The sequence below is a fragment of the Micromonospora eburnea genome (genome assembly GCF_900090225.1).
In the GTDB taxonomy this organism is placed as follows: domain Bacteria; phylum Actinomycetota; class Actinomycetes; order Mycobacteriales; family Micromonosporaceae; genus Micromonospora; species Micromonospora eburnea.
Genome location: NZ_FMHY01000002.1, coordinates 2,024,451 through 2,043,685, shown reverse-complemented (window position 1 = coordinate 2,043,685; position 19,235 = coordinate 2,024,451). Strand labels below are relative to the sequence as shown.

Sequence of the window (19,235 nt, the reverse complement as noted above, 5' to 3'; positions counted from 1 at the left end):
CGGGGTCCCAGGGGTTCCCCCACGCCTCCCGGGCCGGATCACACCCGCCACCGAGGACGGATAGTAGCCAACCGGTGACCCTACCGGATCATCCTCGCGGCGGGTAGTGGGGAAGACACTCTGAGATGTCGATACGGGCGTGCCGGTCGGCTCCCCGACAGCCGGCTCAGCCGCGCGACGAGCCCAGCCGGTCGGCGAGCACGCGCAGCAGCGCGGGATGCAGCCTGCCGCTCCAGCCGCCGCCGGCCGCGGCGAGTTCAGCGGTGCGCAGCCACAACTCGACCAGATAGGCGTCAGCGACCAGACGCCGGCGGGCCGGGTCGAGGCCGAGCCTCCCGCCGTACCGGTCCAGCACCGTGGTCATCTCGCCGGCCGCTTCGGGCACCGACCGTCCGCGCAGCGACAGGGCACTCTGGAACGCCTGGTGGGCGAGGTCGAAGCCGACCGGCCGCCCGACGCCGCTGTTCTCCCAGTCCCAGGCGAACAGGCGCCCCCGATGGATGCCGAGGTTCCACGGCACCCAGTCGCCGTGCCAGTCACCGAACTCCAGGCGGGTCGCGCCGTCGCGGTCGGCGAGGGCGGCCAGCGCGGCGCCGACCGGGCCGCCGGCGCGCTCGGCGCGGGCGATGAGGTCGGCCAGGAACGCGGAGCCGGCGAGGGGGCGGGCCGGGGCCGCCGGGCCGCCGCGCCGGGCGACGGCGAGCATCGCCGCCACCTCCGGCCGCTCCGGCCGGGGCAGCCGGCGTACCCCGGCGGGCATCGGCTCGACCAGGGTGACCGCCAGGTCGCGCCAGCCGAACTCGCGCAGCAGCCGGGGCGCCGCGGGCAGGTCGCCGACGTCGCGGGGCAGCCCGTGCAGCGCCCTGGCCTCCGCGCGGACCATCGCCCGGGTCGCGTCGTTCCAGCCCACCTTCGCGTACGCCCACGCGACGCCACGGTCGTCGAACAGCTGCAACGTCGGCTTGTGGTGCGGGTCGGGCGGGCGGATGCCGATCGCGGCGTGCAACGGCCGGCCCGCCACCCGGGACAGGTCCGCGGTGAGCAGCAGCTCGGCGAGATCCACGTCGGTCGGGGCCGCCACGGTGAGCACCGGCATCCGGGCCAGCCGGGTGGCCCCCAGCCCGGCCAGCACGCCGACCGCGAGCCGGTTGGCCCGCACCCTGGGCGGCCGCAACGCGTTGTACGCCAGCGTCGACGCCGCCCCGATCCGGCGGGACGCCAGCGGCAGCAGGAACTTCGCCCGCTCGACCGAGGGCACCACCGCGTACCGGGCAACGGACCGGTGACCCGCCGGCGGGGAGGTGGCGTCGCGGGCAGTTCGGAGCCACAACCGCTCGTCGCCAAAGACCGCCCGGCTCACCCAGCCGATCCCGTCCCCACGCTCCCGCGGATCCCCCACCACACACCCCTCCCCAGTCCCACCCGGTCGATCAAGGAGTTTGCGTCTGGTTGGAGATCGATGCCGACGCAAACCTCTTGATCAACGCCCGTTGTCCGACGGCGGCAGCCCGGGTGGGGCGGGGCGGGGTCAGGCGCGGGATGACGCCAGTGCCGCGCGCATCGCGTCGACCGGGGCCGGCACGCCGGTGAACTGCGTGAACTGGCCGACCGCCTGGGCCAGCAGCAGATCGAGCCCGGAGACCACCCGACAGCCGGCGGCAAGCGCCGTCGTGGCGAGCGGAGTGGGCCAGGGATCGTAGAGCGCGTCGAAGAAGACCGACCCCGGCCGCCAGTCGAAGTGCCCGGCGAGCGGGTCGGCCACCCCCTTCGGCACCGTCGAGATCACCAGATCGGCGCGGGCGTGCGCCGGTGCGCCGTCCCAGTCGGCGCCGGCGAGGGGCACCCCGACCGCGGCGGCCACCGGGCGCAGCTCGTCGATCGCCTCGGGCCGGCGGGCCACCACGGTCACCTCGGCCGCGCCGATCCGGGCCGCCGCGGCGAGGGCGGCCCGGGCGGTGCCGCCCGCCCCGAGCACGGTCACCACGGCGCCCGCCGCGCAGCCGGCGGCGGTGAGCACGTCGACCATGCCGGTCACGTCGGTGTTGTCGGCGTACCAGGAGCCGTCGGGCCGGCGTACCAGGGTGTTGGCGGCACCGACGACGGCGGCGACCGGCGAGACCTCGCCGGCCACCGCGAGCGCCGCCTCCTTGCCCGGCATGGTCACCGACAGCCCGGCCCACTCCGGGCCCAGGCCGGCGACCAGGCCGGCCAGCTCGTCGGCCGCGCACTCGATCCGGGTGTACGACCACCCGGCGAGCCCGGCCGCCGCGTACCCGGCCTCGTGGATGACTGGGGAGAGCGAGTGGGCGATCGGCTTCCCGACGACGGCGGCCCTCAAAACTTGCAGTTCGTTCCGGTCAGCACCTTGTTCTGGCACATGGTCCTCTGGAGCTGCTTGTATTCGGCGTCGTTGGAGCCGTAGCCCATGGTGCCCTTCTTGTCGATGGTCATGAAATAGATCCAGGGACCCTCCGGCGGATCCATCGCACCCTTGAGCGCCCCTTCGCCCGGGTTGCTGATGGGCGTGATGGTGAGCCCGTCCGCGCCGTGCGTCCGGTACGGGTTGTTCGGGTCGTTGATCTCCGATTGCTTGAGGACGTCGGAGTCCTTCGGGTCCTTGCCCTGCAGCCGCAGCCAGTAGTTGATCGCGCTGTCGATCTCCAGGCAGTGGCAGTGGTATCTGTCGGTGTAGACCCGGTTGTAGATCACCCGGGACACCTTCGGGAAGTCCTTCGGGTCGACCGACTCGGCCTGGGCGATGGAGGCGGTGATCAACGCCTCGTACGGCGAGATCTTCCGCTCCTTCTGCACCGTTTCCACGAAGTTCATCCGCTCGGTGACATCGAGGAACTGCTGCACCATCATCGACAGGATCTGCTCGGCGGTCGCCTTCGGCGGGATCTCGTAGGTCGCCGGGTAGAGGAAGCCCTCGATGCTCTTCTTCGGGTTCTTCTTGCCGTCGCCGCGGTTGAACCAGAACTCCGGCACGCCCAGCTTGACCGGGTCCGCCGCGGCCTTCTTGAACTCGGCGACCGGGATCTTGGTCTCCTTGGCCAGGATCGCGTAGATGTTGAGGCTGATCGTGCCCTCGGGGATGGTCACCCCGTTGACCACCCGGCTCTTCGGGTCGAGCAGCAGGGTGACCACGTCGGCGGCCTTCATCTGCTTGCGGACCTTGTAGCTGCCGACCTGGATGTTCTTGGCGCGGGAGTTCGCGTCGGCCGCCTCGATGAACGCCTTGGTGCTCTTCACGACCCCGGCGTCGTACAGCGTGTTGCCGATGTCGGTGAGGGTGTCGCCGGACTTGACCTGCACCAGCACCTCGCCCGAACCCGGACCGTCGTAGTCCGGCGTGACAAAGTAGTTGCTGATCCGGTCGAAACCGACGTATACGCCGCCGCCGATGCCGCCCAGCAGCACGAACGCCATCAGGAGAGCGAAGATCGTCTTGCCTCGGCCACCCGACTTGCCCTGGCGCTTACGTACCGCGCCGCGCCGGTGCCGGCCCTTCTCCCCTCTCTCCTGCTCGTCGAACACCAGGTCAAGGTCGTCGATCATTGCGTCCGCCTCCGCTGCGCGTCCAGCCAGCTCTGCAGAATCTCCACCGCGGCGGCCTGGTCGACCACCGCCCGTTGGCGCTTTCCCCGGACGCCCCGTTCGGCCAGCCTACGGCTCGCGACCACGGTCGACATCCTCTCGTCCGTCAGCGTCACCGGAATCGACCCCATTACATCAGCCAAACGGGCAGCGTACGCCGATACGTTCGTCGCCGCCGGGCCATGTTTACCGGCGAGGTTGACCGGCAGACCGACCACGATCTCGACCGCCTCGTGCTCGGCGGCCAGCCGGACCAGCTCGGCCATGTCGGTGGGCACCGTATCCGGCGCCGCGGTCAGATCGCGAGCGAGGGTGACCAACGGGGTGGCCAGGATGCCGTGCGGATCGGACCGGGCGACCCCGACCCGGACCTGCCCGACATCGACCCCGAGTCGTACGCCACGGGTCAGTTCAGCCATCTACCGGCACGTCCCTCCGGCACGGGCCAGGGCGGACCATCCGGTCCGCCCTGGCCTCGATCGGTGCGTCCATCACGCCTCGGCGATCGCCTTCTCCACGGTGAGCAGCAGGTTCGGCGCCTCCGCCGCGGGCAGGCCGCCGCCCTGGGCGAGGTCGTCGCTGCCGCCGCCCCGGCCGGAGAAGGCCGCCTTCACCAGGTCCTTCGCGGTCAGGCCCCGCCCCCGGGCGGCCTGGTTGACGGCCACCACCAAGGACGCCTTGCCGTTCGCGCGGGCCGCCACGGCGACCACCGCCGGGCGGGCCGGGTCGATCCGGCCCCGGATCTCCTGGGCCAGGGTCCGCACGTCGTTGGTGGCCGCGCCCTCGGGCGCCTCGGTGCCGACGTACGCGACGCCGTGCACGTCCTTCGCCTGCCCGGCGAGCGCCGCCGCCCCGCCCAGCACCAGCTGGGCGCGCAGCTTCTCCAGCTCCTTCTCGGCGTCGCGGAGCTGGGTGACGGTCTGCTCGACCCGGTCGGCGACCTGGTCGCCGGGGACCCGGAACAGCTCGGCAAGCCGGGAGACCAGCAGGTGCTCGCGGGCCAGGAAACCGAACGCGTCCATGCCCACCAGCGCCTCGATCCGGCGGACACCGGAACCGACCGACGACTCGGAGAGGATCTTGACCAGGCCGAGCTGGGCCGAGCGGGCCACGTGCGTGCCACCGCACAGCTCCCGCGCGTAGTCGCCGACCTCGACGACCCGGACCCGCTCGCCGTACTTCTCGCCGAAGAGCGCCATCGCGCCGATCCGGCGCGCCTCCTCCTGTGTGGTGATGAAGGCGTGCACCTCCATGTCGGCCAGCAGCACCTCGTTGACCTGCTGCTCCACGTCGTGCAGGACGCTCGGCGCCACCCCTGTGGGGGTGTTGAAGTCGAACCGCAGCCGGCCCGGCGCGTTCAGCGAACCCGCCTGGGTCGCCGACTCGCCAAGGAAGTTGCGCATGGTCTGGTGCACCAGGTGGGTGGCGGTGTGCGACCGGGAGATCGCCCGCCGCCGGGACACGTCGATCTCGGCGTACCCGGTCTCGCCGGCGCGCACCTCGCCCCGGACCACCTTGGCCCGGTGCACGATCAGACCCGGCACCGGCTGCTGCACGTCGAAGACCTCGAGCTGGCCGCCGCCGACCGTGATCAGGCCCTGGTCCGGCTGCTGGCCACCGCCCTCGGCGTAGAACGGGGTGGTGTCGAGCACCAGCTCGACGGTGTCCCCCTCAACCGCTGCGGCCACCTGCGCCCCACCGGCGAGCAGCGCCCGCACCCGGGACTCCCGGTTCAGCTCGGTGTAGCCGGTGAACTCCACCGCACCGCCGCCGTCGAGCACCGACCGGTACGCCGACACGTCGGTGTGGCCGGTCTTGCGCGCCTGCGCGTCCGCCTTGGCCCGGCTGCGCTGGTCGGCCATCAGCCGGCGGAAGCCCTCCGCGTCGACCTGGAGCCCCTGCTCGGCCGCGATCTCCAGGGTCAGGTCGATCGGGAAGCCGTACGTGTCGTGCAGCTGGAACGCCTTGTCGCCGGAGATCGACGACTGCCCCGCCGACTTGGTCTCGGCGATGGCGGTGTCCAGGATCGTGGTGCCGGCGCGCAGCGTGGCGAGGAAGGCGTCCTCCTCCGCGTACGCGTACTGGGAGATCCGGCCGAATTCCTCGGCCAGCTCCGGGTACGACGGGGCCATGCAGTCCCGGGCCACCGGCAGCAGCTCGGGCAGCGCCCGGTCCTGGTAGCCCAGCAGGCGGACCGCCCGGATGGCGCGGCGCATGATCCGGCGCAGCACGTAGCCGCGGCCCTCGTTGGACGGGGTCACCCCGTCACCGATCAGCATCAGCGCGGTACGCACGTGGTCGGCGATCACCCGCAGCCGAACGTCGTCCGGGTGCGACTCGCTGGCCGCGTGGCCGGAGCGCGCGCCGTACCGCTTGCCGGTCAGCTCGGCGGCCCGGTCCAGGATCGGCTTGACCTCGTCGATCTCGTAGAGGTTGTCGACGCCCTGGAGGATCGAGGACATCCGCTCCAGGCCCATGCCGGTGTCGATGTTCTTCGCCGGCAGGTCACCGAGGATCGGGAAGTCCTCCTTGCCGACCCCGGGGCCCCGCTCGAACTGCATGAAAACGAGGTTCCAGAACTCCAGGTAGCGGTCCTCGTCCACCTCCGGGCCGCCCTCACGCCCGTAGGCCGGGCCCCGGTCGTAGTAGAGCTCGGAGCAGGGACCGCACGGGCCGGGGATGCCCATCGACCAGAAGTTGTCCGCCTTGCCGCGCCGCACGATCCGCTCGACCGGCACGCCGGTCTTACGCCAGATCTCGTACGCCTCGTCGTCGTCGAGGTAGACCGTCGCCCAGATCCGCTCCGGGTCGAGCCCGAAGCCGCCCGCCTCGACCGACTTGGTGGCCAGGTCCCAGGCGAGCGGGATCGCCCGCTCCTTGAAGTAGTCGCCGAAGGAGAAGTTGCCGTTCATCTGGAAGAACGTGCCGTGCCGGCTGGTCTTGCCGACCTCGTCGATGTCCGGGGTGCGGATGCACTTCTGGACGCTGACCGCGCGGGGGTACGGCGGGGTCTGCTGGCCCAGGAAGTAGGGGACGAACTGCACCATGCCGGCGTTGACGAACAGCAGGTTCGGGTCGCTGATGGCGGGCAGCGGAGCGGACGGCACCACGGCATGGCCGTTCGCCTCGAAATGGGCGAGGTACCGCCGCTTGATCTCCGCCGTCTTCATCGCTGGTGCTCCTCCGGAAAAATCTCTCGGTCGCCGATGCGCGGATCGTCCCGCAACTCGGCGAACTGGTCGTCGTACAACTCGCCGCGGGCGAAGGCCTCGTGGATCTCCTGCTCCCGCTCAGCCATCCCGATCCGGACGTCCTCCACGAAGCTGCGGACCGACTCGACGAGGCCGCCGGCGGATTCGGACAGACCGCTGGCGATGCCCGTCGGCGTGTACGCCTGCGCGGCGCGGGTGGCCTTGCGGACCACCAGCACCCCCACGGCCAGGCCGATGCCCAGCCAGAACACGCGTTTCATGTCACATCCTCCCGCTCGGCCGGGTCACCGGTTCGCGCGCTTCTCGGCGCGGCGCCGCTGCTTGATGATGTCGCGGGCCTCTCGATCGTCCTCCGCGTGCCGGCGGGCAGCCGCGGCCCGGCGTACGCCGTAGCCGAAGGCGGCCACCTTGACCAGCGGGTTCGCGGCGGCGGCGGAGACCACGGCGGCGAGGTTCGCCACATTCGCGGTGACGTTCTGGGCGTGGGTGGTCATGGTGTCCACCTTGGCGAGCTGGAGGTTGACCCCGTCGAGGGTGGTCTGCGTCTGCTCCAGGGCCGTGTTGACGTTCTTCACCGTGGCGTTGACGTCACCGAGCAGCGGCGCGGTCCGGTCGTTGAGGTCGTTGATCATGCGGGTCGTCGCGTCCACGGTGTGCCGCAGCCGCAGGATCGGCACCGCCAGCACGAGCACCAGCATCAGAAACGCGCCGGACAGGATCAGCCAAGCGATCTCGCCACCACTCATGCCCATGTCCTCCTCAAGCAGTGTCCCGAGGCCCCACGCCCCGGAATACGCGACCGTCACACCCGCTCGGCCCCACACCGGCCCACCGCGGCCGGCGGGCACGGCCGGGCCCGCCCGCCACAGACCCTACCGTCCGTGATGGAGCACTGCTCACGACGGTGAGGGTGTCAATTCCCCGAGTGGATCGTCGGTGAGGGACGGGAACGGATCCACGCCGGTGAGGGACGGGTCGGTGGTCGGCTGCGGCCCGGTCCGCTCGTCGTCGATCGCGTTGCGGACCTTCACCTGCACCAACGACCCGGTGCACTCCTCCGCTGCGGGCGCGGTCGCCGGAGACGGGGCGGGCTGCCCGTCCACCGGTGCCGGCACACAGGTGGGTTCGCGTACCCAGAGGTCGAGGGTGAGCTCGTCCCGACGCCAGCAGGTGTAGCTGCCCTCGACCGGCTGCTCCGGGCAACGGTCGTTCTTCCAGCGCCGCCAGCCGTCCGCGGCCAGGGCCTGCTCGTACGCCTGCGCGGTCTCCTTCGGCGCCCGCTGCGACTCGATGGTCCGCTCCCGCAGCCGGCAGTCCTGGAGGCACCAGCGGCTGCCGCTTTCGTGGTCGACGGTCTTCACCGCCGCCCAGCTGGGCACGTCCAGCCCGTCGAGGGTGTTGAAGACGGGGTCGTGGCTGAGCGCGCGCAGCCCGAAGTAGAGCGGGACCGCCCCGAGCAGCACCACGCTGACCAGGACGAGGATGCCCAACCGCAGCCGCCGCCGCTCGCGCATCTGCCGGCGCAGTTCGGAGCGGGCACCGCGCAGGCCACCGACCTGTGCCGGCGGCGCCTCGGCCCGCCGCGCCGGTCCGGCCACGTCGGCCGGTCCGGGTCGCGGCTCCGCCGGCTCCCCCGGTGCTACGACCACGGCGGCCCGAGCCGCCGCCGGCTCGCCGGGCCGCCCAGGCGGGGGTACGGCTGCCGCGCCGGCCGGTCCGGGCCGATTCGGCTCCGCTCCGGGCGGGACCGCCCGGCCGGCCGGCCGCTCGTCGGGCCCACCGGGACGGGCCACGGAGGCGGCCGCCCGGGCCACCGCCGGAGCGCCGGCCGCCCCGATACGCCCAGCGGGCTCGCCGCCGGTCTGCGGGCCGCGCCCGTCGTCGCCGCCCGGCCGTGGGACGGGACCGTCCGGGCCGGGCCGGGCGGCACCCTGGGCCGGGGCGGTGCCGGGTGCGTCAGCCACACCCGGGCCGGGCCGGCCAGGCTGGCCGGGGGCCGGTCCGGGACGGCCGCCCCGGATCGACGGATCACGTCCGGCGTCGCCGCCGTGCGGCCGGCCGCCGACCGGAGCGGGATCCCCTGCGACGGGGAAGCCTCCGGTGCGGGCCGGATCGTCCGCGGCGCGGCGACCACCGGCCCCACCGACGGGGATACCCCCGGTGCGGTCGGCGTCGCCGACGGGGATACCCCCGGTGCGGTCGGCGCCGCCGCGACCACCGGCCCCACCAACGGGAAGGCCCCCGGTGCGGTCGGCGTCGCCGGCTGACCCGGGACCGCCGGCCCGGCCGGGATCCCCGGTCGTCGGCAGGCCACCGGTGTCGGTGCCCGCACCGACCGATCGGCCGGCGGCCCGGCTGGCCGCCTCGGGGCCGGCAGGGCGGCCGGACGGGCCGGCGGGACGTGCGGCGCCCCGGGCGGGTCCGGTCTGGTCGGGCTTCACGGGCGGCACGGCCGCGCCGGCCCGGCCGGCCGGGGCGCGGTCGGGCCCGGCGGGAGTGCCGGGTCGGCCGGTCGGCTCGCCGACCGGAGCGCCGGTGGGGCCCGCCGGTGGCGCGGCCGGGTCGCCGTGGGCGGCCTGGCCGGCCTGCCGGAGCCAGTCGGCCGGTCGTTCTGGGCGCGGCGACCGCGTGTCGTCGGTCTCCTCGCGGGCCGCGCGGCGCGGGCCCGGGGTCTGCGGAGCCCCGCCGGTGGACCGCCGCGCACCCCGCGCCTCGGGGGCGGCCCGGCGACCAGCCGCGGTCGGCTCGTCGCCGGGTGCCGCCCGGCGACCACCCGGATCGTCGGCAGCCGCCCGGCGACCGGCCGGTTGCTCCTCGGGCACGGCCCGACGACCAGCCACCGTCGGCTCGTCGACCGGAGCCGCCCGACGACCAGCCACCGTCGGTTCATCGACCGGGGCAGCCCGGTGGCCGGCCCCCGCCGCCCCGCCATCGGGGGCCGCCCGGCGGCCGGCCGGCGGGGAAGCGCTCCGGCGACCACCCGGATCCTCGGCAGCCGCCCGGCGACCGGCCGGTTGCTCCTCGGGCACGGCCCGACGACCGGCCACCGTCGGCTCGTCGACGGGAGCCGCCCGACGACCGGCCGGAGCATCGGGGGCGGCACGCCGCGCCGCCGGCGTGCCCGGGACCTCCGCCCGGCGTCCGGGGGGCGAGTCGGACGGGACACCCGGGACCGGCGGGGCGTTCCCGCTGCGTGGCACCGCCACCGGCTGGTCGGGCTCGGCGGCCCGGCGTCGGCCGCCCTCCGGCCCGGCGGGGCCGTCCACCCCGGACAGCCCCGAGGGTTCAGGCTCCCGAACTCCACGGCGACGCCGGGGCTCGGGGGCCCCCGGGACGCCGGTCCCCGGGTCGACGCCGGGGTGGCCGGCAACGGGCGGCCCGGCGGCACCGGATGCCGACGGCACGCTGACCCGGCCGGCAGCCGGCTCGGCGGCGGCCCGCCGGCCGGCCCCGGAGACCGGGCGGGCCTCGACGTCGTCGGGCAGCGACCGCCGGCCGCCACCGGACCCGGGTCGTCCGGGCGGGGCTGCCCCGTCGACGTACGGGCCGGGTCCGCCGGCGCCGTGCCGGCCGCGGGGAGTGGGTGGTACGGCGGGACCGGGCGGCTGCCAGCCAGACCCGGGCACCTGGCCGTCCGGGGCACGATCCGGCGCTGGTACGGCTGGCGGGATCGCCCGTCCCGGCGGGCCGGCCGGTTCGCCCGGACGGGCGGGGGCCGGAGGAATCAGGCTCTGCTGTCCGGTGGGCACGTCCGGGCCTCGGCGCGGCGGTCGGGGCGGCTCGGCGGGTTGGCGGGGCGGTTCGGGCGTACCGGGCCAGGGCCCGTCGACCGGGCGGCGGGCCGCCGCCGGATCGGGCCCGGTGGGGCGTACCGGGGGCATGGCCGGTCCAGCGCCGGCCGGACCGCGCCGGGCTGACGGCCGACCCGGACCGGGCTGGCCGGGCGGCGGCTCGGGGGCGGACAGGCCGGGCCGCGGCGGCGGCACCGGATCCGGGTGGGGACCGTGCGGCGGCTCGGGTGCGGGCGGGCCGGGCCGCGGCACCGGACCCGGGTGGGAACCGTGCGGCGGCTCAGGGGCGGGCGGGCCGGGCCGTGGCACCGGGCCCGCGGGGGGCGGCCCGCTGCGCGCCGGCGGCGGGGCGGCGGGACCGTCGGCGTCCGGGCCGAGGTCGGCGCGCTGCTGCTTGGCCGTACGCAGGTCGTCGATCCAGCCGAACTCCTCGCCGACGGTCGCCTCGTCCGGCTCGGCCTCGGCTCTGCCCCGCCCCCACCGGCGACCCTTGGCGCCCCGGTCGCGCCGCTCGTCGGGGCCGTCCTCCGGCCGCTCCGGACCACGCGCCATCACTGCTGCCCCTCCTCGACGGCGTCGTCGCCGCCCTCGTTCACCCCGTCGCCCTGAGCCGCGCCGACCGGACGAGCGGCGGACGCGGCGACCGGAGCGCCGGCCCCCTCGCGGACCGCCGGTGTCGGCAGCCCACGGACGATCCGGCGCAGCAGCGGCAGCCGGCCGGCCAACGCACGCTCCGCGCCGTGCCCGCTGGGCCGGTAGTAGTCGGTCCCGACGAGATCGTCCGGAACGTACTGCTGGGTCACCACCCCCCGGTGGTCGTCGTGGGGGTAGCGGTAGCCGGCGCCGTGCCCGAGACCACGGGCGCCGGCGTAGTGGGCGTCACGCAGGGCCCGCGGCACCGGCCCGCCCCGGCCGGCGCGTACGTCGGCGATGGCCGCGCCGATCGCCGTGGTGGCCGAGTTGGACTTGGGGGCGGTGGCCAGGTGGATCACCGCCTGGGCCAGGTTGAGCTGGGCCTCGGGCAGCCCGACGTACTCGACGGCGTGCGCGGCGGCGGTGGCGACGGTGAGCGCGGCGGGGTCGGCCATACCGACGTCCTCGCTGGCGAAGATGACCAGGCGTCGGGCGATGAACCGGGCGTCCTCGCCGGCCACCAGCATCCGGGCCAGCCAGTGCAGCGCCGCGTCCACGTCCGAGCCGCGCATGCTCTTGATGAACGCGCTGATCACGTCGTAGTGGGCGTCGCCGTCCCGGTCGTACCGGACGGCGGCGACGTCGACGGCCTGCTCGGCGGTGGCCAGGTCGATCCGCCCGGTGCCGAGGGCGGTGGCGGTGGCGGCCGCCGCCTCCAGGGCGGTCAGCGCCTTGCGTACGTCGCCGCCGGCGAGGCGGACGAGATGCTCCTCCGCCCCGGTCTCCAGGGTGAGCGCACCGCCCAGCCCGCGTTCGTCGACGACCGCCCGGCGCAGCAGGCCGCGCACCGCGTCGTCGTCCAAGGACTGGAGGGTGAGCAGCACGCAGCGGGACAGCAGCGGTGAGATGACCGAGAAATACGGGTTCTCGGTCGTCGCCGCGAGCAACGTGACCGTCCGGTCCTCCACCGCGGCGAGCAGCGAGTCCTGCTGGGTCTTGCTGAACCGGTGCACCTCGTCGATGAAGAGCACGGTCGGCGGACCGCCCGCACGCCGCTGCCGGCGGGCGGTGTCGATCACCGCGCGGACGTCCTTCACGCCGGCGGTCAGCGCGGACATCGCGACGAAGCGGCGGTCGGTGGCCCGGGCCACCAGGTGGGCGATGGTCGTCTTGCCGCTGCCGGGCGGCCCCCAGAGGATCACCGACATCGGCGCCGCGCCCTCGACCAGCTGGCGCAGTGGCGCGCCCGGGGCGAGCAGGTGATCCTGCCCGACGAGTTCGTCGATGCTCGCCGGCCGCATCCGGACGGGCAGGGGCGAGTCCGCGTGCGCGGCGGCGAACCCGTCCACGCCGGTGGCGCCCGCGGGGGCGCCGGGCGCTCCGGCGGGTTCGCCGATGGTGAAGAGGGCGTCGGACTGCATCACGAGAACACTACCGGGCCGGGCCGACGACGCTGGAATCGCGCCGTGGCTCGGCCCGCGATGATCCGTTCCGGTCAGCCACGACCCGGGCGCCGCCCCCGGTACCAGCGGCCCCGGCCGCTGCCGAACCCGGCCAGGTGCAGGGCGAGCAGCAGGAAACCGATCAGGCTGAGGGTCTGCGCGTTGAACAGGGCAGGGGCGCCGAGGTTGGTGTCCAGGAAGTCGAGCAGCAGCGCGAAGCCGAACACGATGGCGGCGAGACTGGCGAACATGGTCGCTCCTCGGGTGGGGGTCCCAGCGGGGTTGGCGAGGGATGTACCCGATCGGTCCGCTCGTCAATCTCCACGGTGGAACCGGACCCGGCCGGCGGGGTCAGCGGTCGGTGGCGAGTACGGCGTAGCGCAGCGAGTCCCACCAACTCCCTCGGACGAAGAGGTGGTCGCGGCTGAGCCCTTCCCGCCGCATCCCGACCTTTTCCAGCACCCGCCAGGAGGCGGTGTGGTCCGGCCGGGTGCTCGCCTCCACCCGGTGCAGGCCCACCTGCTCGAAGGCGAGGCGCAGCAGCAGGCGGGCCACCTCGGTGCCGAGGCCCTGCCCCCAGTGCTCCGGGTGGACCACGTAGCCGATCTCCCCGCGCCGGTGTGCCGCGCTGGTCACGGTCAGCGTGCCCAGGCCCACCAGCCGGTCCCCGGCGACCGCGGCCAGGTGGTACGCGAGCCGCGGCTCGCCGCCGGCCGCGTCCCGCCAGGCCGGCAGGACCGCGCGCACCTCGGTCAGCGAGGGCGGGTTCTCGTCCAGCGTACGGTCGGCAACCTGCGGCTCGTTGGCCAGCGCGTGCAGCGCCTCCGCGTCGGAGTCCGCCCACTCGCGCAGGGCGCAACGCGGGCCGGGCAGGCATACCGGGCGTACGGATCGGATCAGGCTCACGGATTCGCCTCTCGTAGGCTGGTCGCATGATCACTGCCGACCAGGTTCTGGCGGGTCGGGACACGCTGCTCGCCGCCACCGGCCACCACCCGTACGCCCGGCACGCGCTGTGGCGGGGCCACGACGCGCACGGGTGGCGGCGGGACGGCGCGGTGGGCTGGCTGCTCCCGCCGGATCAGGGACCGGCCGGCGGCGCGCTCGGCGCGGCCGGGGCGGCGCTGGACCTCTTCGCCGGGCTGGTCGCGGACGGGACGCTGCACGCCGGGCAGTGGCTGCACCTGCCCCGCGTCTCGCCCGAGGAGGTGGCCGGGCGGTTGACCGTGGCGCGGGTGGACGAGTGGGACTTCCTGTGGACGACCACGCCGCCACCACGACAGCCGGAGGAGGAGCGGATGGTCCGCCTCACCGAGGCCGACCACCCGGCCCTGGAGGCGCTGATCGAGGCGTCCTACCCGAGCACCACCTCCCGTCCCGGCGACCGACGGATCGTCGACTGGTACGGCATCCGCGACGGCGACCGCCTGGTCGCCTGCGGGGCGGACCGCAGCCGGGGCGACATCGGCTTCCTCGCCGGCCTCACCGTGGCGACCGACCGGCGCGGGCGGGGCCTCGGCGCGGCGCTCACCGCCGGGATGACCCGCGCCCTCTTCGCCCGGTACGACCACGTGGCGCTCGGCGTCTTCACCGACAACCTCGGGGCGATCCGGCTCTACCGCCGGCTCGGCTTCACCGGCACCGAACCCCGCACCTCGGTCAACCTCGGCTGAGGAGAAGGAGGGGCCCCCGGTTAACGCCTCATGCATAGCAGGGGCCCCCTCCTAACGGGTCTGCACTCAGCGCGCCTGAGCCGGCTCGGCGGCGGGGTCGGGCGGGGCGGCGGCAGGGTCCTCGGGCTCCGCGTGGTCGACCTGCGGCGGCTGACCGACGGGCGCGGCGTTCCGGCTGGCGCGCCAGGCCGGCAGGTAGAGCGGCGCGGCCAGCGCGAGCACCACCCCGCCGACCAGCATGGCGAGGCTGACGCTGGTGCGGTCGGCCAGGACGGTGAGGACCACCGCGCCGAGCGCGCCGGCGGGCTGCGCCATCATCGAGTTCAGCGAGATGACGCTGGTCCGGTACGGGCCGTCGACCTGCCGGTGCAGCAGCCCCATGTGCAGCGGGTTGGACGCCCCGTGCACGGTGTAGCAGGCCAGGTAGGCGATGAGCACGCCGACCGGGCCGGCGAGCAGTCCCATCCCGACCACGGTCACGCCCTGGAGGATCCGCATGAGCGCGGCGGCGGGCGCGGCGCCCAGCCGGCGCAGCAGGAACGGGGTGAGCGCGGCGCCGGCCGCGTTGGCCAGCCAGGCGGCCGAGCCGGCCGGGCCGAGCAGCGCGGCGGCCCGGTCGGCGTCGCCGACCACTTCGGAGAGCCGGATCGGCAGCAGCGACTCGAAGGTGACCATGCCGAAGCCCCAGAACAGCTCGACGGCGACCAGGGCGAGCAGCACCCGCGAGCGGCGCAGCAGGCCGATCGCCTGCCCGACCATCCGGGGCGCCTCGACCACCGAGGCACGCAGCGCGGCGGCTCCCGTGGCCGGTCGGGTCTCCTGCATCAGCACGAACAGGGCGATCAGCGAGACGGCGTGCAGGGCGATGGCCACCAGCACGGGCAGGGTCAGCGCGCTGATCGGCCCGACCGGGCCGATCGCGACCAGGCCGCCGCTGAGCAGTGCGCCGGCACCGATGGCGAGGCCGATGACGGTGCCGGCATGGCCGAGGCCGCGCTCGTACTCGGCGTGCGGGTCGGCGGCCAGGGTGGCGTCGACGTACCAGGACTCCATGGGGCCGCTGTCGAGCGCCCGGTAGACGCCCTGCAAGGCCCAGACCAGGAAGAAGAGCCAGAACGAGTCGGCCACCGCGAAGATGACCAGCGAGATCAGGCCGATCACCCAGGCGACGGCGAGGACCGGCTTGCGGCCGAGCGCGTCGGCGAACCCACCGGTCGGCAGCTCCAGCGCGAGGACGACGAGGCCCTGTGCGGTGGCGACCAGGCCGATCTGGGACAGCGAGAGGCCGCGCTCCTGCATCAGCAGGATCATCACCGGGATCAGCAGGCCGCTGGGCAGCCAGCGCAGGCCGTAGAGGGTGAGGTAGCGGAACCGGACCTGGCGTACGGAGAGGGCGCTCATCGCTCCTCCTCGGGCAGCGGGGTGGCGAGCCGCAGGTCGGCCAGCAGCGGCAGGGCGGTGAGGAAGATCTGCACCTGCTCCGCGCCGGGCTCGTCGGGGTCGGCCTCGTCGCGGTAGCGCTCGAGGAGCTGCCACACCTCGGCACTGAGCGCCTTGAGCCGCTCGGAGGTGATGGTCATGAAGAAGTCGCTCATGCCGAACGCGTCACGCCAGGCCGGTGACCACTCCTGGCGCGCCGCGAACCAGTGCTCGGCGTGTTCGACGAGGTGGCGCACCTGGTCACCCTGGATCCATTCGATCGCGGCGCGGGCGTCCGGGTCGTCGTCGAAGTCGGTAGCCGCCCAGTTGGTCACGTCGTGCGCGGCCCGCCACCAGCGCTGCCGGCCGGTGCCGAGGTCTGGGTCCTCGGTGACCAGGCCGACCTCGGCGAGTTGGCGCAGGTGGTAGCTGGTCGCTCCGGTGTTGGTGCCGAGCAGTTCGGCGAGGGCGGTGGCCGTGGCCGGGCCCTTGACCCGCAGCGCGCCGAGCAGCCGCATCCGCAGCGGATGCGCCAGCACCCGCACCTGGCGGTGGTCGAGCTGGACGTTACGTGGTGCCGGCTTACTGTCGTTCCCCATGGATGCACAATATCTGTGCACACTTCCTGTGCACAAGAGTTGTGCACAGGAAGTGTGCATGATCCGACAGGCGATCGGGCGAGGGCTGTCAGGCGAGGAGTTCGGTGACCCCGCGCAGCCGCGTACGCAGCAGGCCGGCGGCGCGGGAGGAGTCGAGGCGTACCTCGGCGGGGCGGTGCACGCCGGCCGCGACCGCGGTCGTGATCTTCAGTCCGGCCGGGTCGAGCCCGGACCGCCGGGCGACCAGGAGACCCAGTTCGGCGCGGCTCACCGGATCCGCCCCGGCCACGTTGAGCGGGCCGGCGTAGTCGGAGGGCACCAGCTCCAGCACGGCGGCGGCGAGGTCGGTCACGTCGATCGGGCAGCGGAGCTCGTCGGAGAACAGGGCCGCCCGGCCGGCGAGAGCGTCGTGGCAGAGCTGGATCTGCTTGCTGCCCTCCCCCACGATCAGCGAGGTCCGCACCAGCACGGCGCCCGGATCGACCGCCCGGACCGCGGTCTCGGCCGCCGCCTTCGCCGCCCCGTACGCGTACACCGGGGTCGGCACGTCGTCGTCGCGGTACGGCGTCGGCCGCCCGCCGTGCAGCGCGTCGCTGGACAGGTGCACCAGCCGCGCCCCCACCTCGGCCGCGGCGTACGCGACGTGGGCCGCACCGTCGGCGGTGACCCTCCAGTCGTCGAACCGGTACGGGGTGCTGATGACGGCGTCGGGGCGTACCTCGGTCAGCAGCGCGCGCACGGCGGCGCGGTCGGTGACGTCGAGCCGGCAGGCGGACACTCCCGGCACCTCGACGGCGGCCGAGTGGTACGTGCCGATCACGCGCTGCCCCGCCGTCAGTGCCTGCCGGCACACCTCCCCGCCCAGAAACCCGCTGGCTCCCACCACGAGCAGCGTCACGTCGTCCCCCAGAGATCAGGAAGGCCCGCGTCACCGTGACGCTGGCCTTCCATCAGATCAGGATCAGGTCGGGTCGGCGACCGGTGCGGCCGGGCCGGCGGTGCCGGCGTGCGGCCCGGTCGGCGCCTTCGGCTTGGCGTCGACGCCCGCCTCGGCGCGCTGCTGCGCGGTGATCGGCGTCGGCGCGCCGGTCAGCGGGTCGAACCCGCCCCGGGTCTTCGGGAACGCGATGACCTCGCGGATCGAGTCCGCGCCGGCGAGCAGCATGCAGATCCGGTCCCAGCCGAAGGCGATGCCGCCGTGCGGCGGCGGGCCGTACTTGAACGCCTCCAGCAGGAAGCCGAACTTGTCCTGCGCCTCCTCGGGCGTGATGCCGAGCAGGTGGAAGACCCGCTGCTGCACGTCGCCCCGGTGGATACGGATGGAGCCGCCGCCGATCTCGTTGCCGTTGCAGACGATGTCGTACGCGTAGGCCAGGGCGCGGTCCGGCGCCTCCTCGAACCGGTCCACCCACTCGGCGTTCGGCGAGGTGAACGGGTGGTGCACCGCCGTCCAGCCGCCCTCGTCCGTCTGCTCGAACATCGGCGCGTCGACCACCCAGCAGAACGCCCAGGCGCTCTCGTCGATCAGGTTGGCCCGCTTGGCGATCTCGATCCGGGCCGCGCCGAGCAGCTCCTGCGCCTCCCGCGTGTTGGTGCTGGCGGCGAAGAAGATCGCGTCGCCCGGCTTGGCACCGACCGCGTCGGCCAGGCCGGCCAGGTGCGCCTCGGAGAGGTTCTTGGCCACCGGGCCGCGCGCCTCGCCGGTCTCCGCGTCGAGCACCACGTACGCCAGGCCCCGCGCGCCGCGCGCCTTGGCCCAGTCCTGCCAGCCGTCCAGCTCCTTGCGGGTCTGGCTCGCGCCGCCCGGCATGACCACCGCGCCGACGTAGCCGCCCGCGTCGATCGCGCCGGCGAAGACCCGGAACTCGGTGCCGCGCAGGTAGTCGGTCAGCTCGGTCAGCTCGACGCCGTAGCGCAGGTCCGGCTTGTCCGAGCCGTACCGCGACATGGCGTCGTGCCAGGTGATCCGCGGGATCGGCCGGGAGATCTCGTGGCCGGCCAGGTCCGACCAGAGCGCCGAGACGATCGACTCGCCGAGCTCGATGACGTCGTCCTCGGCGACGAAGGACATCTCGATGTCGAGCTGGGTGAACTCGGGCTGCCGGTCGGCGCGGAAGTCCTCGTCCCGGTAGCAGCGGGCGATCTGGTAGTACCGCTCCATGCCGCCGACCATGAGCAGCTGCTTGAACAGCTGCGGCGACTGCGGCAACGCGTACCAGCTGCCGGGCTGGAGCCGCACCGGCACCAGGAAGTCGCGGGCGCCCTCCGGGGTGGAGCGGGTCAGGGTGGGGGTCTCGATCTCCAGGAAGTCCCGCTCGTGCAGCACCTTCCGGGCGATCTGGTTGGCCCGCGAGCGCAGCCGCAGCGCCTTCGCCGGGCCGCTGCGGCGCAGGTCCAGGTAGCGGTACTTGAGCCGGATGTCGTCGCCGGCCTCGATCTGGTCGTCCACCGGCAGCGGCAGCGGCGCCGCCTCGGAGAGCACCTCCAGCGCGCTCGCGGTGACCTCGACCTCGCCGGTGGGCAGCTCCGGGTTCTCGTTGCCCTCGGGGCGGCGGGTCACCTCGCCGGTGACCTTCACGCAGAACTCGTTGCGCAGCGCGTGCGCGTCCTCCTCGCGGAAGACCACCTGGGCCACGCCGGAGCCGTCGCGCAGGTCGACGAAGATGACACCGCCGTGGTCGCGCCGGCGGGCCACCCAGCCGGCGAGCGTCACCGTGGTGCCGGCGTCCGTCGCGCGCAGGCTGCCGGCGTCATGGGTACGGATCACGACTTGCGTCTCCTCATCTGCGGTCCACGTCTGCTCCCCGCATTCTGTCAGGGCGCCCGGTCCCCCACCGCCACCGGGCGTGGTTGCGGCTCGGGACGTGCT

General features: G+C 74.4%; 16 protein-coding genes. 1 reads left to right on the top strand and 15 read right to left on the bottom strand.

Features of this window, described 5'->3' with window-relative positions; translation table 11 throughout:
• Positions 1 to 166 precede the first annotated feature (166 nt).
• The 11 genes from GA0070604_RS09650 to GA0070604_RS09595 form a co-directional block, all read right to left on the bottom strand.
• Positions 167 to 1,402, bottom strand: a complete 1,236-nt coding sequence (locus tag GA0070604_RS09650; protein ID WP_091117495.1) for a hypothetical protein — start codon at positions 1,400 to 1,402, stop codon at positions 167 to 169.
• 126 nt (positions 1,403 to 1,528) lie between these two features.
• Positions 1,529 to 2,338 carry a shikimate dehydrogenase gene (locus GA0070604_RS09645; protein WP_091117493.1) on the bottom strand — a complete coding sequence of 270 codons (810 nt, stop codon included), beginning with the start codon at positions 2,336 to 2,338 and terminating at the stop codon, positions 1,529 to 1,531.
• Positions 2,335 to 3,558 (bottom strand): endolytic transglycosylase MltG, encoded by a 1,224-nt coding sequence (gene mltG, locus GA0070604_RS09640; RefSeq protein ID WP_091117490.1) that lies wholly within the window; start codon positions 3,556 to 3,558, stop codon positions 2,335 to 2,337. Before mltG ends, GA0070604_RS09645 begins: the two co-directional genes overlap by 4 nt.
• On the bottom strand, positions 3,555 to 4,016 hold the full coding sequence (ruvX, locus tag GA0070604_RS09635; protein ID WP_091117487.1) for a Holliday junction resolvase RuvX: 462 nt from the start codon (positions 4,014 to 4,016) through the stop codon (positions 3,555 to 3,557). Before ruvX ends, mltG begins: the two co-directional genes overlap by 4 nt.
• Positions 4,017 to 4,088: 72 nt before the next feature.
• Complete coding sequence (gene alaS, locus GA0070604_RS09630; protein ID WP_091117485.1) at positions 4,089 to 6,767, bottom strand: alanine--tRNA ligase; 2,679 nt, start codon at positions 6,765 to 6,767, stop codon at positions 4,089 to 4,091.
• Positions 6,764 to 7,069 carry a DUF6167 family protein gene (locus GA0070604_RS09625; protein WP_091117482.1) on the bottom strand — a complete coding sequence of 102 codons (306 nt, stop codon included), beginning with the start codon at positions 7,067 to 7,069 and terminating at the stop codon, positions 6,764 to 6,766. Before GA0070604_RS09625 ends, alaS begins: the two co-directional genes overlap by 4 nt.
• Positions 7,070 to 7,093: 24 nt before the next feature.
• Positions 7,094 to 7,555, bottom strand: a complete 462-nt coding sequence (locus GA0070604_RS09620; RefSeq protein WP_091117479.1) for a DUF948 domain-containing protein — start codon at positions 7,553 to 7,555, stop codon at positions 7,094 to 7,096.
• A 150-nt stretch (positions 7,556 to 7,705) separates the two neighbouring features.
• Positions 7,706 to 8,323, bottom strand: a complete 618-nt coding sequence (locus GA0070604_RS34130; RefSeq protein ID WP_091127004.1) for a hypothetical protein — start codon at positions 8,321 to 8,323, stop codon at positions 7,706 to 7,708.
• A gap of 2,828 nt (positions 8,324 to 11,151) precedes the next feature.
• Positions 11,152 to 12,654 carry a replication-associated recombination protein A gene (locus GA0070604_RS09605; RefSeq protein WP_091117474.1) on the bottom strand — a complete coding sequence of 501 codons (1,503 nt, stop codon included), beginning with the start codon at positions 12,652 to 12,654 and terminating at the stop codon, positions 11,152 to 11,154.
• Between the two features lie 74 nt (positions 12,655 to 12,728).
• The gene (locus GA0070604_RS09600; protein WP_091117472.1) at positions 12,729 to 12,926 is read right to left on the bottom strand and encodes a hypothetical protein; all 198 of its coding nucleotides are present in this window, start codon (positions 12,924 to 12,926) and stop codon (positions 12,729 to 12,731) included.
• 100 nt (positions 12,927 to 13,026) lie between these two features.
• The gene (locus GA0070604_RS09595) at positions 13,027 to 13,581 is read right to left on the bottom strand and encodes a GNAT family N-acetyltransferase (protein WP_208601997.1); all 555 of its coding nucleotides are present in this window, start codon (positions 13,579 to 13,581) and stop codon (positions 13,027 to 13,029) included.
• 26 nt (positions 13,582 to 13,607) lie between these two features.
• Here GA0070604_RS09595 and GA0070604_RS09590 point away from each other — a divergent pair, with 26 nt between their 5' ends.
• Positions 13,608 to 14,348 carry a GNAT family N-acetyltransferase gene (locus GA0070604_RS09590; RefSeq protein WP_091117470.1) on the top strand — a complete coding sequence of 247 codons (741 nt, stop codon included), beginning with the start codon at positions 13,608 to 13,610 and terminating at the stop codon, positions 14,346 to 14,348.
• Positions 14,349 to 14,414: 66 nt separating this feature from the next.
• Here GA0070604_RS09590 and GA0070604_RS09585 read toward each other — a convergent pair whose 3' ends face one another.
• The 4 genes from GA0070604_RS09585 to aspS all read right to left on the bottom strand — a co-directional run bounded on the left by GA0070604_RS09585 (position 14,415) and on the right by aspS (position 19,133).
• Positions 14,415 to 15,749 carry an MFS transporter gene (locus GA0070604_RS09585; RefSeq protein ID WP_091117467.1) on the bottom strand — a complete coding sequence of 445 codons (1,335 nt, stop codon included), beginning with the start codon at positions 15,747 to 15,749 and terminating at the stop codon, positions 14,415 to 14,417.
• Entirely contained in the window at positions 15,746 to 16,366 is a 621-nt protein-coding gene (locus GA0070604_RS09580) for a winged helix-turn-helix domain-containing protein (protein WP_091117465.1), read from the bottom strand. The genes GA0070604_RS09585 and GA0070604_RS09580 overlap by 4 nt, the downstream gene beginning before the upstream one ends.
• Positions 16,367 to 16,454: 88 nt before the next feature.
• Complete coding sequence (locus GA0070604_RS09575; RefSeq protein ID WP_091117463.1) at positions 16,455 to 17,264, bottom strand: SDR family oxidoreductase; 810 nt, start codon at positions 17,262 to 17,264, stop codon at positions 16,455 to 16,457.
• A 63-nt stretch (positions 17,265 to 17,327) separates the two neighbouring features.
• A complete protein-coding gene (aspS, locus tag GA0070604_RS09570; RefSeq protein WP_091117460.1) occupies positions 17,328 to 19,133 on the bottom strand; it encodes an aspartate--tRNA ligase in 1,806 nt (601 codons plus the stop codon).
• Positions 19,134 to 19,235: the final 102 nt, after the last annotated feature.

Bases quoted from the DNA above. Each gene is read 5' to 3' on its own strand.
- mltG (WP_091117490.1), bottom strand. From the start codon at position 3,558: ATGATCGACGACCTTGACCTGGTGTTCGACGAGCAGGAGAGAGGGGAG.
- ruvX (WP_091117487.1), bottom strand. From the start codon at position 4,016: ATGGCTGAACTGACCCGTGGCGTACGACTCGGGGTCGATGTCGGGCAG.
- alaS (WP_091117485.1), bottom strand. From the start codon at position 6,767: ATGAAGACGGCGGAGATCAAGCGGCGGTACCTCGCCCATTTCGAGGCG.
- GA0070604_RS09625 (WP_091117482.1), bottom strand. From the start codon at position 7,069: ATGAAACGCGTGTTCTGGCTGGGCATCGGCCTGGCCGTGGGGGTGCTG.
- GA0070604_RS09620 (WP_091117479.1), bottom strand. From the start codon at position 7,555: ATGAGTGGTGGCGAGATCGCTTGGCTGATCCTGTCCGGCGCGTTTCTG.
- GA0070604_RS34130 (WP_091127004.1), bottom strand. From the start codon at position 8,323: ATGCGCGAGCGGCGGCGGCTGCGGTTGGGCATCCTCGTCCTGGTCAGC.
- GA0070604_RS09605 (WP_091117474.1), bottom strand. From the start codon at position 12,654: ATGCAGTCCGACGCCCTCTTCACCATCGGCGAACCCGCCGGAGCGCCC.
- GA0070604_RS09600 (WP_091117472.1), bottom strand. From the start codon at position 12,926: ATGTTCGCCAGTCTCGCCGCCATCGTGTTCGGCTTCGCGCTGCTGCTC.
- GA0070604_RS09590 (WP_091117470.1), top strand. From the start codon at position 13,608: ATGATCACTGCCGACCAGGTTCTGGCGGGTCGGGACACGCTGCTCGCC.
- GA0070604_RS09585 (WP_091117467.1), bottom strand. From the start codon at position 15,749: ATGAGCGCCCTCTCCGTACGCCAGGTCCGGTTCCGCTACCTCACCCTC.
- GA0070604_RS09580 (WP_091117465.1), bottom strand. From the start codon at position 16,366: ATGGGGAACGACAGTAAGCCGGCACCACGTAACGTCCAGCTCGACCAC.